This is a genomic window from Citrobacter sp. LST-B2, assembly GCF_057983045.1.
Genome location: NZ_CP192598.1, coordinates 1,478,480 through 1,494,283, shown reverse-complemented (window position 1 = coordinate 1,494,283; position 15,804 = coordinate 1,478,480). Strand labels below are relative to the sequence as shown.

At 55.5% G+C, this 15,804-nt stretch carries 15 protein-coding genes; 7 read left to right on the top strand and 8 right to left on the bottom strand.

What is annotated here, in order from left to right; translation table 11 throughout:
* Positions 1-138 precede the first annotated feature (138 nt).
* The 3 genes from dsbG (at position 139) to ACQ0PY_RS06940 (ending at position 3,042) form a co-directional block, all read left to right on the top strand.
* Positions 139-885, top strand: a complete 747-nt coding sequence (dsbG, locus tag ACQ0PY_RS06950; RefSeq protein ID WP_043001450.1) for a thiol:disulfide interchange protein DsbG — start codon at positions 139-141, stop codon at positions 883-885.
* Between the two features lie 331 nt (positions 886-1,216).
* Positions 1,217-2,440, top strand: coding sequence for a phosphoadenosine phosphosulfate reductase (locus ACQ0PY_RS06945; protein WP_043001451.1), 1,224 nt, complete (start codon positions 1,217-1,219; stop codon positions 2,438-2,440).
* A complete protein-coding gene (locus ACQ0PY_RS06940; protein WP_043001452.1) occupies positions 2,425-3,042 on the top strand; it encodes an IbrB-like domain-containing protein in 618 nt (205 codons plus the stop codon). Before ACQ0PY_RS06945 ends, ACQ0PY_RS06940 begins: the two co-directional genes overlap by 16 nt.
* 48 nt (positions 3,043-3,090) lie before the next feature.
* Here the strand turns inward: ACQ0PY_RS06940 and ACQ0PY_RS06935 are convergent, their stop codons facing one another.
* From ACQ0PY_RS06935 to entC, 7 genes are all read right to left on the bottom strand, one after another.
* Positions 3,091-3,288 (bottom strand): YbdD/YjiX family protein, encoded by a 198-nt coding sequence (locus ACQ0PY_RS06935; RefSeq protein WP_043001453.1) that lies wholly within the window; start codon positions 3,286-3,288, stop codon positions 3,091-3,093.
* A gap of 57 nt (positions 3,289-3,345) precedes the next feature.
* Entirely contained in the window at positions 3,346-5,451 is a 2,106-nt protein-coding gene (gene cstA / locus ACQ0PY_RS06930; protein ID WP_043001454.1) for a pyruvate/proton symporter CstA, read from the bottom strand.
* Between the two features lie 185 nt (positions 5,452-5,636).
* Positions 5,637-6,050: a proofreading thioesterase EntH gene (gene entH / locus ACQ0PY_RS06925; RefSeq protein ID WP_043001455.1), complete on the bottom strand. Its 414-nt coding sequence runs from the start codon at positions 6,048-6,050 to the stop codon at positions 5,637-5,639.
* 2 nt (positions 6,051-6,052) lie between these two features.
* Positions 6,053-6,808 (bottom strand): 2,3-dihydro-2,3-dihydroxybenzoate dehydrogenase EntA, encoded by a 756-nt coding sequence (gene entA, locus ACQ0PY_RS06920; protein WP_109739992.1) that lies wholly within the window; start codon positions 6,806-6,808, stop codon positions 6,053-6,055.
* Positions 6,808-7,665 carry an isochorismatase gene (locus ACQ0PY_RS06915; protein ID WP_043001457.1) on the bottom strand — a complete coding sequence of 286 codons (858 nt, stop codon included), beginning with the start codon at positions 7,663-7,665 and terminating at the stop codon, positions 6,808-6,810. The genes entA and ACQ0PY_RS06915 overlap by 1 nt, the downstream gene beginning before the upstream one ends.
* 13 nt (positions 7,666-7,678) lie before the next feature.
* Positions 7,679-9,286 carry a (2,3-dihydroxybenzoyl)adenylate synthase EntE gene (entE, locus tag ACQ0PY_RS06910; RefSeq protein ID WP_109739991.1) on the bottom strand — a complete coding sequence of 536 codons (1,608 nt, stop codon included), beginning with the start codon at positions 9,284-9,286 and terminating at the stop codon, positions 7,679-7,681.
* A gap of 9 nt (positions 9,287-9,295) precedes the next feature.
* Positions 9,296-10,471 (bottom strand): isochorismate synthase EntC, encoded by a 1,176-nt coding sequence (gene entC / locus ACQ0PY_RS06905; protein ID WP_109739990.1) that lies wholly within the window; start codon positions 10,469-10,471, stop codon positions 9,296-9,298.
* Positions 10,472-10,655: 184 nt separating this feature from the next.
* On the opposite strand from entC, the gene fepB reads away from it, so the two are divergent.
* On the top strand, positions 10,656-11,594 hold the full coding sequence (gene fepB, locus ACQ0PY_RS06900; protein ID WP_043001460.1) for a Fe2+-enterobactin ABC transporter substrate-binding protein: 939 nt from the start codon (positions 10,656-10,658) through the stop codon (positions 11,592-11,594).
* Positions 11,595-11,643: 49 nt separating this feature from the next.
* On the opposite strand, the gene entS is transcribed toward fepB, so the two are convergent.
* On the bottom strand, positions 11,644-12,882 hold the full coding sequence (entS, locus tag ACQ0PY_RS06895) for an enterobactin transporter EntS (protein WP_043001461.1): 1,239 nt from the start codon (positions 12,880-12,882) through the stop codon (positions 11,644-11,646).
* A gap of 111 nt (positions 12,883-12,993) precedes the next feature.
* Between entS and fepD the strand changes: the two genes are divergently transcribed.
* The 3 genes from fepD to fepC are packed head-to-tail and all read left to right on the top strand — an operon-like array spanning position 12,994 to position 15,778.
* On the top strand, positions 12,994-13,998 hold the full coding sequence (fepD, locus tag ACQ0PY_RS06890; protein ID WP_044326712.1) for a Fe(3+)-siderophore ABC transporter permease: 1,005 nt from the start codon (positions 12,994-12,996) through the stop codon (positions 13,996-13,998).
* Entirely contained in the window at positions 13,995-14,987 is a 993-nt protein-coding gene (fepG, locus tag ACQ0PY_RS06885; protein WP_109739989.1) for an iron-enterobactin ABC transporter permease, read from the top strand. Before fepD ends, fepG begins: the two co-directional genes overlap by 4 nt.
* On the top strand, positions 14,984-15,778 hold the full coding sequence (gene fepC / locus ACQ0PY_RS06880; protein ID WP_043001464.1) for an iron-enterobactin ABC transporter ATP-binding protein: 795 nt from the start codon (positions 14,984-14,986) through the stop codon (positions 15,776-15,778). The genes fepG and fepC overlap by 4 nt, the downstream gene beginning before the upstream one ends.
* Positions 15,779-15,804: the final 26 nt, after the last annotated feature.

The following is a 15,804-nucleotide window of genomic DNA, read 5'->3' as shown; positions in this document are numbered from 1 at the left end:
TTAACAAAGGCTGTAACAGCGAGAATGATTACACCACCCCACTCCTCAAAGGGCAACGTTCCAGCCTGAGGTCTTATCTATGGCTGTGATAGGTTTCCCCACCGTTCTCGCAATCGCTCTGATTTATAAGGATAAATGATGTTAAAACGTACGCTTTTGCTCTCCCTGCTCCCTCTTTTTGCCTGGGCCGAAGACCTGCCTGCGCCCGTTAAAGCGATAGAAAAACAAGGGATTACCATTATAAAGTCGTTCGATGCGCCCGGCGGGATGAAAGGCTATCTTGGGAAATATCAGGATATGGGGGTCACTATCTACCTGACGCCTGATGGCAAGCAGGCCATTTCAGGCTACATGTACAATGAAAAAGGCGAAAACCTGAGCAATCAGTTGATAGAGAAAGAAATCTATGCGCCTGCCGGACGGGAAATGTGGCAGCGCATGGAAAAAGCCGACTGGCTTCTCGATGGCAAAAAAGAGGCTCCGGTGGTGCTGTATGTTTTTGCTGATCCTTTCTGTCCGTACTGCAAACAGTTCTGGCAACAGGCTCGGCCATGGGTGGAGTCCGGCAAAGTCCAATTGCGAACGCTACTCGTCGGCGTCATCAAACCAGAGAGCCCAGCTACCGCTGCTGCCATTCTGGCATCGAACGATCCGGCAAAAACCTGGCATGATTATGAAGCCTCTGGCGGAAAAATGGCGCTCACGGTACCCAAAGCGATTTCTCCGGCACACATGAAAATCCTCAATATGAACCAGAAAATCATGGATGATTTAGGCGCAAACGTCACGCCCGCAATTTATTATATGAATAAAGATAACGTTCTTCAGCAGGTCGTTGGCTTGCCTGAAAAAGCGCAACTGGATGCCATGATGACACATCCATAAGTACTACGGGTAATTATATGCCATTAGATATAATTACCCTGAATATTTCTCATAACACGTTGTAAAAATCACTTCGTCATTTAAGCTTTACTTAAGTAACACTCAAACCAGAAAGAAACATTTCTTTGCAAAAACCCTTTGTTTTTAACCACACCAGCTTGTATAGCAAGCATGTAATATCAATTAAAATATATTCAAAACGGATATATGTAAGATAATTTAATTAATTCATTGAATTTATTTAAGTATTGCACGATCCCAAAAAAGTCTTATATTATAGAGGGATATCTATTTCAGGCGAATGACTTTAACGTTTAAGGATAAGCGATACATGTCCGTTTATAAAATATCATTAAACCAAAATGTTCTTGAAGCCGCTGAAGAACGCATCACCTGGACTCTCGAAAATCTTCCCCGCGTATGCGTCTCCTTTTCCGGTGGTAAAGATTCTGGCTTGATGTTACATCTGACGGCCAATATTGCCCGTAAGCTACACAAAAAAATCAATGTGTTGTTCATTGACTGGGAAGCGCAATTTTCCTGTACCATTAGCTATATTACCGCGCTGCGCGAAATGTATGCCGATGTCATCGACCATTTCTATTGGGTTGCCCTTCCGCTCACCACCCAAAACTCACTCTCACAGTTTCAGCCTGAATGGCAGTGTTGGGAACCCAATGCCCAGTGGGTTCGTCAACCGCCGCCAGACGCCATCACCGATCCGGGTTATTTTCCCTTCTATCAATCCGGCATGACCTTCGAACAGTTTGTACGTGAATTTGCCGACTGGTTTTCGAATAAACGCCCGGCAGCGATGATGATCGGGATTCGGGCCGATGAATCCTATAACCGTTTTGTGGCAATCGCCAGTTTACGTAAACAGCGTTTTGCCGATGACAAACCCTGGACGACCGCTGCACCAGGCGGACATACCTGGTATATCTATCCATTGTATGACTGGAAAACAGCCGATATCTGGACCTGGTTTGGTCGCACCAATTTGCCCTGTAATCCGCTCTACAACCTGATGTATCAGGCCGGTGTTCCGGCCCGTTACATGCGTATTTGTGAACCATTTGGCCCTGAACAGCGCCAGGGATTATGGCTCTATCATGTTGTTGAACCGGAAAGATGGGCCGCGATGTGCGAGCGCGTGAGTGGCGTCAGGAGCGGCGGGATCTACGCCGGGCAGGATAATCACTTCTATGGCCATCGAAAAATTCTCAAGCCCGATCACTTGAGCTGGCAGGACTACGCCATGCTGTTACTGCTCAGCATGCCCATCTCCACGGCAGAGCATTACCGCAACAAAATCGCCGTCTATTTACAGTGGTACAAGAAAAACGGCCTCGGAGAGATCCCGCAAACGCAGACGGGTGATATCGGTTCGAAAGATATCCCCTCCTGGCGACGCATCTGCAAAGTGTTATTGAACAATGATTACTGGTGTCGGGCGCTCTCTTTCAGTCCAACTAAACCGAAAAGTTACCAGCGTTATAGCGAACGCATGAAAGCGAAACGCAAGGAATGGGGAATTTTATGCAACAACGATTAACTCAGGACCTCCTTAGCTATCTTTCTGGCTTATCTGATGACGAAAGAATTAAAGCCATCAATGAGTTCAGAAAGGCGATTCACAGCGTCAGTCCATTTCGCAACGAGCCGGTTGACTGTGTGCTATGGATAAAAAACGATCGCATTTCGCCTAACGATTACAATCCTAATAACGTCGCACCACCGGAGAAAAAGCTGCTGCTGAAATCCATTGAGGCGGATGGCTTTACCCAACCCATTGTTGCCACCCAATCCAGTCCGGAAGAGTATGAGATCGTCGACGGTTTTCACCGCCATGAACTGGGGAAAAGCAAAGCCTCGCTTAAATCCCGTCTCAAAGGCTATTTACCCATTACTTGTCTGGAAGGGGAGCGGCATGACCGCATGGCAGCAACTATTCGCCATAACCGTGCTCGTGGCCGTCATCAGATCCACGCGATGTCAGAGATCGTACGTGAACTGGCATTACTGGGATGGGAAGACGAAAAAATCGGTAAGGAACTGGGGATGGACGAGGACGAAGTCCTGCGCCTGAAACAGATCAACGGTCTTCAGGAGCTGTTTGCCAGTCGTCGGTTTTCAAAAGCGTGGACGGTGAAATAACCTGATTATGCCGGATGACGTGCTTATCCGGCCCGAAGATCCTTGAGTTCAACAGCAGCGCGCCCCGCCCTTTCCGCCATAGCGCGCATCCTGACGCTCACGGAAAAACTCCTCATAGGTCATAGGCGTCTGATCCGGATGGGTGATCCGCATATGCTCGACATAGTTATCATAGTCCGGCACGCCAATCATGAGTTTCGCGGCCTGGCCCAGATATTTCCCGGCTTTCGAAAGCGTATCAAACATCATTACCACCTGTCAGAAAATCCCCTCTCCCGATCGGGAGAGGGGCATAATTACACGTTAGTGTGCGCCTTTGGCCTGCGCAACGATCTCTTCCACATTTTCCGGCATCGGCTCATACGGCGTCTCTTTTGCCGTCGGCTTGTCCTCTTTGAGAGCGGCGAGCGCCGTCTTAATGGAGAACAGTGCCAGTACCACGACCACTACCATGAAGAAGATAGTCAGGCCCGCATCCAGACGGTTGTTAAACACCAGTTGCGCCAGTTGCGATTCCGTGTACTGCGGCGGGATATTGCCGCTGTCGATCATCGCCTGGAACTTATTGGCAATCGCCAGGAAGCCCACTTTTGTATCCGGGCTGAAGGATTTCTGCCAGCCCGCCGTCAGGGTACAAATCAGCAACCATGCAGTCGGCACCAACGCCACCCACGCATAACGCTGACGTTTCATCTTGAACAGGACAACCGCGCAGAGCATCAGTGCCATACCTGCCAGCATCTGGTTAGCGATACCAAACAGCGGCCACAGGGTGTTAATGCCGCCTAACGGATCCACCACGCCCTGATGCAGGAAGTAGCCCCACGCCAGCACGCACAGTGCGGTCGCCAGCAGGTTGGCAGGCAATGAGTCCGTACGTTTAAGGCCTGGAGAAACGACACCCAGCAGATCCTGCAACATGAAGCGCGCGGCACGCGTCCCCGCATCGACCGCCGTCAGAATAAACAGCGCTTCGAACAGAATGGCGAAGTGATACCAGAAGGCCACATCCATCATCCCACCCAGCGCGCCGTGCAGGATATAGGCCATCCCCACCGCCAGCGTAGGCGCACCACCCGCACGGGAGATAATCGACTGCTCACCCACCTCGTTAGCAATCTGATGCAGCGTGTCCGGCGTAATCGCAAAGCCCCAACTGCTGACCACCTGAGCGGCAGACGCCACCACATCCGCTGTGCCGGCAGGCGCCAGCACGGCCATTGGGCTGTTCATAGCGAAGTAGACGCCCGGATCGATGATGCAGGCAGAAACCAGCGCCATGATGGCGACAAACGATTCCATCAGCATACCGCCGTAGCCAATGAAGCAAGCCTGACCTTCGTTTGCCAGCATCTTCGGCGTCGTGCCGGAGGAGATCAGCGCGTGGAAACCCGAAACGGCGCCACAGGCGATAGTGATAAACAGGAACGGGAACAGGTTACCTGTCCACACCGGCCCGGTACCATCGACGAATTTAGTCAGCGCAGGCATCGTCAGCGTTGGACGCATGATCAAAATGCCAACCGCCAGACCAACAATGGTCCCGATTTTCAGGAAGGTCGAGAGGTAGTCACGCGGCGCCAGCAGCAGCCACACCGGCAATACCGCCGCCACGAAGCCGTAACCCACCAGCATCCAGGTTAACTGAACCCCAGTGAAGTCAAAGTACGGCGCCCAGGTAGGACTTTCCGCGACCCAGCCGCCGGAAATAATCGCAAACACGAGGAACACCAGACCGATAACCGACACTTCGCCGATACGACCCGGACGCAGATAGCGCAGATAGATCCCCATAAAGATCGCCAGCGGAATCGTAAACGCGACGGTGTAGGTTCCCCACGGACTGTGGGTCAGCGCTTTCACCACGATCATCGCCAGCACCGCAAGGATAATCACCATGATCATGAAGCAGGCCACCAGCGCAATCACCCCTGCGGTTGGGCCCATCTCTTCTTTGACCAGTTCACCCAGCGAGCGGCCATCGCGACGCGTCGACACGAAGAGCACCATGAAATCCTGTACCGCCCCGGCTAAAACCACGCCAGCCAGCAGCCAAATCATGCCCGGCAAATAGCCCATTTGCGCCGCCAGAACCGGCCCGACTAACGGACCCGCGCCAGCAATCGCCGCAAAATGGTGACCAAACAAGACTTTTTTATCGGTGGGGACGTAGTCGAGCCCGTCGTTATGGCGTACTGCAGGCGTCATCCGCGTCGGGTCAACCGCCAGCACATTTTTGGCGATGTACAGACCGTAAAAACGATAGGCAATGAGATAGACACAGACCGACGCCACGACTATCCACAGTGCGTTGATCTGTTCCCCACGGTTTAGCGCAATATAACCCAGAGCAAAGGCACCCATTACCGAGAGCACTGTCCAGATGAGGTATTTCCCTGATTTATTCATGGTTGTTATCCGTTTGCGTGTTCCAGAGAAGAGAGATGTTACATTTTGTTTCTATAACATCTTTTCTGGTTTTAACAACCTGACAACCCAATAAACCTGAAGTATCACCGACTATTTACATTGCATTGTTAACTGGATCACTCCATTCACCCGTTAACGCTGCAATCACATAACATTAAGCGTGCTCAGCCCAACACTGCGGTTCCCAGTCGGCAAGTACAGCAACGCCGCCCTTGCTCATCAAACACCACGATTTCCCAGCTCTGGCTTTGACGCCCCAGATGCAGCGGCTGGCAGACACCGCGCACCTTACCCTGCGAAACCGCCCGGTGATGAGTGGCATTCAGTTCTGTCCCAACCACGCATTGCCCGTCGCGGGTCATCAGATAACCCGCCATTGAGCCTAACGTTTCGGCCAGCGCCGCTGAGGCTCCGCCGTGCAGTAAACCAAAGGGCTGGTGTGTGCGGGTATCCACCGGCATTTCGGCTTCCAGCACGTCGTCACCAAGTCGGGTATAGATAATACCCAGATGCGCCACCATCGTGTTCTGACTGGTGGCGTTCAGTTCATCAAGCGTGAAATGACGTTTCCAGATCATCGTTACGCTCCCAGCGTGGAGCCGCCGTCCACCACGATGTCCTGCAACGTAATGTGGCTGGCCAGATCGGAGGCAAGGAACAGAATGGTGTTAGCGATCTCCTGCGGTCGGGCAATTTTGCCTAAAGGAATACCGAGCTTAAACTGCTCGCCAAAGCCGCGAATGCGCTGCTGTTCCGCATCATCACTGACCCACAGCGTGCGCTGCATGTCAGTATCCGTTGATCCTGGCGACACCAGATTACAGCGCACTCCGCTGCCCGCCAGTTCCAGCCCGACGGTTAGCGCCAGACTTTTCAGCGCCGCCTTCGACGCCCCATAGGCGCTCATGCCTATACGTGGCGTATGCGCGGCGTCTGAAGCCACGGTCACTATCGCCCCACCCCGCTGATGGCGAAACTGCGCCATCGTCTGCTGGAACAGATTAAAAGCACCACCAACGTTAACTGCAAACGTCTGCTGCCAGTCGTGCGGACTCAGCGCGTCGGTCGCGCCCATGCGTAAAATCCCGGCAGCATTCACCAGCACGTCCAGCCGGTCGGTTTGCACCAGCAGGCGCTGACAAACCTCAGCTACCTGTCCGGCATCCGCCACATCCATCACTTCGGTAACAAACGGGTAATCCTGCAAAGCGAACTCACGATCGAAGCCCGTGACCTGTGCTCCGGCCTCAACAAACGCCAGCGCCGTGGCATAACCAATGCCTTTACCTGCGCCGGTGACCCACACCGTTTTGCCGTGAAAATCGAATCCAGCCATCAGCGCACCTCGCGAGAGAGTAGCGCCCACCAGGCATCAATGGTCGGGTTTTTCGCCAGCATCACGAAGTCGATATCACCATGCACTTTCCGCCAGCGTGCTGCCAGCGCCATCATCCGTACCGAGTCGAGACCGTAATCGATCAGGTTCTCGTCATCCATCGGTTCATCGGACTCATCGAGCAGCGGTAAAATCAGGGCGCGCAGTTCCTCTTTGCTGGTTGGTACCGGCGCGGGCAACAACTCCTGAGTCATTACGACCCGACCTGAACGTCCCGCAACATACTTCAGCGACATCAGGTGTTCTTCACGGCTAAAGTCGGCCAGCGCGTCCGCTACCATGAACGGCTTGATATCGCGCATAAAAGCGTCCGTCGCGGTGGTCATGCAACCAATGTGTGCATATACCCCGGTGATAATCAGCTGATCGCGACCGGTTTCTTTCAGCATCAGTTCCAGCGGGGAACGGTGAAACGCGCTGTAACGCCATTTCACCAGTACATTATCAGCTTCATCCGGCGCCAGCGCGGCAACCACTTTTTGCTGCTCTGGTGAGCGTGTCAGTCCGGGCCCCCACATGTCGTTAAGCAGGGCACGATCTTCATCGCTCTGATCTTTCGGCTGTGCGGTGTAATAAACCGGAATATTATGGGCTTTACAGTAGTTTCGCAGCGCGGCGATATTGGCGATCACCTGTTCCATCATCGGACAGTTTTCACCCCAGAAGCTGACGAAGTAGTCCTGCATATCGTGGATCAGCAGCGCTGCACGGTCCGGCTCGAACGTCCAGTTGACCTTATTGACCGGAATATCGAGCGCGGTTGGCAGCGCGTAAGCCTGCAGTTTAGGAATTGCCATTGCGTGTTCTCCTTCAGGCCGAACGTGTTGCCAGCCACTGACGTAATTGTTTTTTATCGACTTTACCCACCGGGGTCAAAGGCAGCGCCTCAACGGTTTCCACCCGGTCCGGTAACTTGAATTCAGCGACGCCCTGCTCACGCAGAAAGCGGCGCACCTGTACCGCGCGCAGCGGTTCTTTCACCACCAGATACGCGCAGCTTTTCTCCCCCAGCAGCTCGTCTTCCATACTGACCAGCGCCGCATGGATCACCGCCTGATGACGCAGTAACAGGTTTTCGATCTCTTCCGCGGCAATCTTCTCGCCGCCACGGTTGATCTGATCTTTCTCTCGTCCCTGAACGGTGATGTAGCCATCCTCGTCGATGGCGATCAGATCGCCTGAGCAGTAAAAACCGTTGGCGTCAAATGCGCTGGCGTTATGCTGCGGGCTTTTGTAATAACCGCGGAAGGTATAGGGACCACGTGTCATTAGCCGTCCCGTTTCCCCTTGTGGCAGCGGGTTGCCGTCGGCATCTGCCACCCACACTTCATCATCCGGACACATCGGACGCCCCTGGGTATTGATTACCCGCTCCGGGCTGTCGTCGAGACGGGTATAGTTCACTAAACCTTCCGCCATACCGAAAACCTGCTGCAACTGGCAGCCGATTTCGGCTGGGATCCGCGCCGCCAGGGATGCAGAGAGGCGCGCACCACCAACCTGCAACAGCTTCAGCGAAGCCAGCTGCGCATTGCTGCCCCATTCATTAATCGCCTGTAACCACAGGCTGACCGCTGGCGGCACCAGCGCCGTCGCGTTGATCTGATGTTTTTCAATCAGCGGGAAGCACAGCGTGGCACTCGGGTCCGCGGCCAGTACGACCGTTCCCCCCGCCAGAAATACGCCCAGCGATCCGGGTGAACTCATGGCGTAGTTATGCGCAGCAGGGATGGCGCATAAAAAACGCGTATCGGCGGTGAAGTGACAGATTTCATTACTACGACGCACGCTGTAGTAATAGTCGTTGTGGGTTCGCGGGATCAGCTTCGGCGTCCCGGTCGTGCCGCCAGAGAGCTGGAAGTACGCCACCTCATCCGCAGGCGATGGCGTAGCAGTAAACGCGTCTGCCGGCTGGTTTATCGCCGCTTGCAGGCAGTGCTCGCCACTGTCATTGAGCAGATGCACCACGCGAATAGAATTATGCTGAGCAATAAACGTATTCAGAAAATCATTGTCGGCAAACAGCGCGTGCTGACGATCGGCAATCAGCAGCGCGGGCTCGATCTGCGTCGTATACGCGGTAAGTTCGGTGCGTTGATGACTGAACAGCGCAAGCACGGGCGCGACGCCAAGCTTCAGCAGCGCAAAGAACGTGATATACAACTCCGCCACGTTGCCCAGTTGTACTAGCGCGGTTTCGCCGGATTTGATCCCCTGACGGCGCAGCGTACAGGCGAGGTTATCCACCGCCTGGTTCAGTTCACGATAGCTCAACTGGCGCTCACCCTCGATGACCGCCGTATGGTCGCTTTCTGCATGGCGGGTCAAAATATCCGTCAGCGGCAGATCCTGCCAGTAGCCTTTTTCGCGGTACCGACGGGCAAATTCGTCAGGCCACCTGGTGAAAGGAATGCTCATCATCGCTCCTTAATGCAATCCAAAAACGTTCAACATGGTGGAAAGTTTGACGCCGGTTTCACGCCATTCCCCCACCGGTGAAGAGGCCGGGACGATCCCTGCGCCTGCAAACAGACGCACCTGGTTTTTCCGTAATGTCGCGCAGCGGATGGTCACTACCCACTCTCCGTTGCCTTCGGCGTCACACCAGCCGACGATGCCACCAAACAGTTCGCGATCAAACGGCTCCAGTTCGGCAATCAGTTGTTTTGCCACCTGATGCGGGAAACCGCTCAACGCAGGCGTCGGGTGCAGCAGACAAGCCAGCGTCAGGGCGTTTTCTCCGGCATTGGCTGTGCCTTCAAACGGCGTGCCGAGGTGCCAGAGCGTGGGCGTGGTGATGAGCTGCGGTGAAGACGGTAGTTGTAGATCCTGACAGCGATCGCGCAGTACGGTTTTCATCGCCTGCGTAACCAGCTCATGTTCATGGCGATCTTTTTCAGAGGCCAGCAGGCGGTTTCCGGCTTCCCGATCCAGTACGTCATCAGGCTGACGGCGCGCGGAGCCCGCCAGCGGCAGCGAGCTGAAGCGATCGCCTTCTTTACGCAGCAACAATTCCGGGCTCGCGCCGAGCAAAATGCCGCCATCGCGCAGTGGGACATGGAAGTTGTAACTAACAGGATTTTGCGCCACCAGACGTTCCAGCAGCGCGCCGCTGTTGATCTCAGCGTCGGTGGTGATGTCAATCAGTCGTGACAGCACCACTTTGTCGACTTCAGGCGTCGCTGTCAGCGCAGCGGCGCGCGCGACCATCGCTTCGAACGTCTCCTGCTCGGGAATCGCGTTACGCGCCGTGACGTTGAGTGTTTGATGATCGGTAAAGTAACGTGATGATCGCTGCTTTTCCTGACGAGAAAAGGTCTGCCAGCTCTGAGGAATAAACAGCGACGATGGCTGGCGAGTATCGAACGGAATCGCCCCCACCATAACCGGGTTTGCGATACCCTGCGCTTTGGCATCGGTGAACAGTGCGTGTAATTTTTGTTGGAAGGGGCTGTCTGGCGAATCACCGTTAATGGCGGGTTCATCGAAGCGGGCGAAGCATCCTGACGTCGTGAAACTCCGATACGGCGACATAAAGAAAAAACGCTGGGGTGCAAGTGTTGCCATGGTCTGCTGAACTTCCTCGGCCAAAGACGTATCCATATCATCCTCCAAAAATGATAAAGGTTTTAATAATGATTATCATTTATATTTTCGGGCGCTAACCTAAAAGCAAACAGGCGACATGTCAACTCTTGAGGTAGCACAAAGTGCGACTAACGCTTGCATCCCTTACGCTTAATAATGAAAATGAGAAGCATTAATAACTCAGCACAGGAACTGATTTGTGAGACTGCCTTCCCTGCTCGTTACGCTCTTCGTTTTCGGATTCTCCTCAGCTCATGCGGCGGACTGGCCGCGTCAGGTGACCGACATTCGCGGCAACCATACGCTGGAACACAAACCTGAACGCATCGTCTCTACCAGCGTCACGCTGACCGGTTCATTACTGGCGATTGATGCACCGGTGGTCGCCAGCGGGGCGACAACCCCCAATAACCGCGTGGCTGACGATCAGGGTTTCTTACGTCAGTGGGGCGACGTGGCAAAAGCACGCAAGTTGACGCGCCTGTATATTGGTGAACCGAACGCCGAAGCGGTGGCAGCACAAATGCCCGATCTCATTCTGATTAGCGCGACCGGCGGCGACTCCGCCCTGGCGCTGTACGATCAGCTCTCGCCTATTGCCCCGACGCTTATCATCAATTACGACGATAAAAGCTGGCAGTCGCTGCTGACGCAGTTGGGCGAGATTACCGGCCAGGAGAAACAGGCCTCCGCACGTATTGCCGAATTTGATAAGCAGCTAACCATCGTTAAGCAGCAGTTGACGTTGCCGCCACAACCGGTGAGCGCGCTGGTCTACACCGCCGCCGCCCACAGAGCCAATCTGTGGACGCCAGAGTCTGCGCAGGGAAAAATGCTGGAGCAACTCGGCTTTACGCTGGCAACGTTGCCTGGCGGACTGCAGCCCAGCCAAAGCCAGGGGAAACGTCACGATATCATTCAGCTTGGCGGTGAAAATCTGGCGGCCGGTCTGAACGGCGAGGCGCTGTTCCTGTTTGCCGGTGACGAGAAAGATGAGCAGGCGATCTACGCCAACCCACTGCTGGCGCACCTGCCTGCAGTACAGAACAAGCGCGTCTATGCCCTGGGCACCGAGTCTTTCCGTCTGGATTATTACAGCGCGATGCAGGTGTTAAACCGTCTCGCCACACTGTTTTAATTGTCATTGCCGGATGGCGGCGATAACGCGTTATCCGGCCAGTCTCACACTAAGCGGGTTCCGGCGGCGTCTGCCGGAATCGACGTAATTCACTGAGTAACAGCAGCAGTAGTAGTCCCACAATCACCAGACCAAAGCCGCTAACGCTCGCCGAAGCCACCGGTGTCATGATCGCTCCCAGACCGCCTAATAACGCCGCACCAATGGCGTCCCCGGTGACGTTTTGCGCCGTCCACAACCCGTTGATGCGCCCTAACATATTTTCCGGCGTCTGCGTTTGCAGCATCGTGTACTGTAACAGCGAACTGATGGCGCTCAGCCAACCAAACAGTGCGAGACACACCACCCCTAACGCCCAGACAGGCATCAGGGCAAACAGGCCAATGGCCAGAAACGACCCGATGGTCGAGGCCAGCATAATTAACCCCGGACGCAGGCTGTGCGCCAGTTTCCCGCTGGTGAGCGCACCAACCGCCGCCCCAAGTGGGATGGCGGCGTACAACATGCCAATCTGCGCCGCTGACATCTGCCAGCTAATCGCCAGTGCCGGATAGAGCACGCGCACAGCGCTTGCCATCGTCATCAAGCCGCCGAGCAGCGCAATACCGCCGACAAGCGGACTGGCAAGCAGGAAGCGAAACGCCGCGAGTAGCGATTTCAGCGGATGTTCACGCGGTTGTGGCGGTGGCGGCAGTGCCGGAAGACTCAATAGCGGCAGTAAGGTGATAAAGGTACCTGCCGCCGCCAGACCGAAGTTCCAGGCCACACCGCCGGTGGCGAGCAACAACCCACCCAGCATGGGCGATATCACCGAGCCCAGACGCACGGTCAGCATGGTAATCGCCCCTGCCTGCATCAGGTTTTCACGCCCCACCAGCGCAGGCGTCGCCGCCAGCAATGCCGTCACGCCCAGCGAGGCAAAAAAGCCGTCCCACAGACCCAGCAGATAAATGGCAATCAACGAAGGCTCCGGCAGCATGGCGTTCAGGCATAAACCGATGAAGCCAATACCGCAGGTACCGCGCGCAAGCAGGATCACTTTTTTACGTTCATAGCGATCGGCGAGGACGCCACCGACCATCAGCCCGACAAACATCGCGCTGCCGGTCAGCGTTACCGAAAGCCCCACCTGCCAGGTGGAATGCGTCATCATCTGGATCTGTACGGGTACCGCGACGCCGAGCAGTCCGAGCGAAACAATAGAGATAAAACGGGCCAGGAAGACCGCGCGAAATGCCGGGTGTGTCTTCAGCAAACTGAGGTTCAGCAGCCAGGATTGTCGATTCATTACAACGCCTTAATGCGATCTTTTTTTCATTATCCATTCAATGGCTGCACATGCTAACATAATCAAATAAGATCGATAACGATAATTACTATCATTATCAGGGAAGTTGATATGTCATGTTCTGTTTCCGTGACGCGTGCCCTTGCCGTGCCCGGATTGTTGTTATTACTGGTTATTGCCACGGCATTAAGTCTGACCATCGGTGCAAAATCCTTACCCGTCTCCGTGGTGATGGAAGCGCTCACCGGCACCTGTCAAAGTGCCGATTGCACTATCGTGCTGGACGCCCGCCTGCCGCGAACGCTCGCAGGATTGCTGGCCGGAGGCGCGCTGGGACTCGCCGGGGCGTTAATGCAAACGCTCACCCGCAATCCGCTGGCCGATCCTGGGCTGCTTGGCGTCAATGCCGGAGCCAGTTTTGCCATCGTGCTGGGGGCAGCGCTGTTCGGCTTTTCCACACCGCAGGAACAACTGGTGATGGCCTTTATCGGCGCGCTGGTGGCGTCACTGATTGTGGCGTTTACGGGCAGTCAGGGTGGCGGTCAGTTGAGCCCGGTGCGTCTGACGCTGGCGGGCGTCGCGCTCGCCGCGGTTCTGGAAGGTCTCACCAGCGGTATTTCCCTGCTGAATCCTGACGTCTACGATCAGCTTCGTTACTGGCAGGCCGGTTCACTGGATATCCGCAATCTGCAAACCCTCAAGGTGGTTATTCTGCCGGTGCTGATAGCCGGTACCACTGCGCTGATGCTCAGTCGGGCGTTGAACAGCCTGAGTCTGGGAAGTGATACCGCCACCGCGCTTGGTAGCAAAGTCGCGCGTACGCAACTGATTGGTCTGTTAGCCATCACCGTCCTGTGCGGGAGTGCCACGGCGATTGTTGGACCGATTGCATTTATCGGCCTGATGATGCCGCATATGTCGCGCTGGCTGGTTGGTGCCGACCACCGTTGGTCGCTCCCGGTGACGCTTATCGCCACGCCTGTTCTGTTGCTTTTTGCCGATATCATTGGCCGCCTGATTGTTCCCGGCGAGCTGCGCGTGTCAGTCGTGAGCGCCTTTATTGGCGCTCCGGTGCTGATCTTTCTGGTTCGTCGTCGTCCGCGAGGTACCGCATGATGTACGTATCGCGTCGCCTGCTGATCGCGTGCCTGCTGCTAACGGTCGGCAACCTAATCTTCGCGCTCTGGGGTCTGCGCAGTGGCGCAGTGACACTGGAAACCTCGCAAATTATTGCTGCTTTTACCGGCGATGCGCCGCGCAGCCTGACGATGGTAGTGACCGAGTGGCGCTTGCCACGCGTGTTGATGGCGCTACTGATTGGCGCGGCACTCGGCGTCAGTGGAGCAATTTTTCAGTCCCTGATGCGTAACCCGCTCGGCAGCCCGGACGTGATGGGCTTTAACACCGGCGCCTGGAGCGGCGTACTGGTCGCGATGGTGCTGTTTGGCCAGCATCTGACGGCTATCGCGCTGGCGGCGATGGCTGGCGGGATCCTGACGTCACTGGTGGTCTGGCTGCTGGCCTGGCGTAACGGTATTGAAACCTTCCGTCTGATCATTATCGGCATCGGCATTCGTGCCATGCTGTTTGCGTTTAACACCTGGCTGTTGTTGAAGGCTTCGCTGGACACGGCACTGGCTGCCGGATTGTGGAATGCCGGATCGCTTAACGGTTTGACCTGGGCGAAAACCTGGCCCTCCGCGCCGATCATTATGCTCATGCTGGCAGGCGCCGCACTGCTGGTACGGCGCATGCGTCTGCTGGAAATGGGGGATGACAGCGCCTGCGCGTTGGGAGTCAGCGTAGAGCGCTCGCGGCTCGCCATGATGCTGGTCGCCGTGGTGTTAACCGCAGCCGCCACTGCGCTGGCCGGGCCGATTTCCTTTATTGCGCTGGTTGCCCCACATATCGCCCGTCGCCTGAGCGGCACCGCGCGTTGGGGATTAACCCAGGCCGCGCTCTGCGGCGCACTGTTACTGCTGGCAGCCGATTTGTGCGCACAGCAACTGTTTATGCCTTATCAGCTTCCGGTGGGTGTCGTCACCGTGAGTATCGGCGGTATTTACCTTATCGCCTTGTTAATTCAGGAGTCCCGCAAAAAATGACCGAATCAGTAGCCCGTTTGCGTGGCGACCAGTTAACGCTGGGTTATGGAAAGTTCACCGTTGCCGAAGACCTCAACGTCACTATTCCCGATGGTCATTTCACGGCCATAATCGGACCCAATGGCTGCGGGAAATCGACGCTGTTGCGGACTCTCAGTCGGCTGATGACCCCGGCAAACGGTCACGTCTGGCTGGACGGCGAGCCGATTCAGCGCTATCCCAGCAAAGAGGTCGCTCGCCGCATCGGATTGCTGGCGCAAAATGCCACGACGCCGGGCGATATCACCGTGCAGGAACTGGTGGCGCGTGGGCGCTATCCGCATCAGCCGCTGTTTACCCGTTGGCGCAAAGAAGATGAAGATGCCGTGACGCAGGCCATGCGCGCCACTGGTATTACGCATCTGGCCGGGCAAAGTGTGGATACGCTATCCGGTGGTCAGCGTCAGCGCGCGTGGATAGCGATGGTTCTGGCGCAGGAAACGTCAATCATGCTGCTCGATGAACCGACTACCTGGCTGGATATCAGTCATCAGATTGATTTGCTGGAATTACTGAGCGAACTGAATCGCGAGAAAGGCTACACCCTCGCCGCCGTGCTGCATGACCTCAACCAGGCCTGTCGCTATGCCACTCATTTGATCGCGCTGCGTGAAGGAAAAATTGTCGCAGAGGGCGCGCCGAAGGAAATTGTCACCGCAGAATTAATTGAGAAAATCTATGGGCTGCGTTGCATGATTATCGACGACCCGGTTGCGGGCACACCGTTGGTGGTACCACTGGGCCGCCGTTAACCGCTGGCCGGAAGGCGCAGAACCTT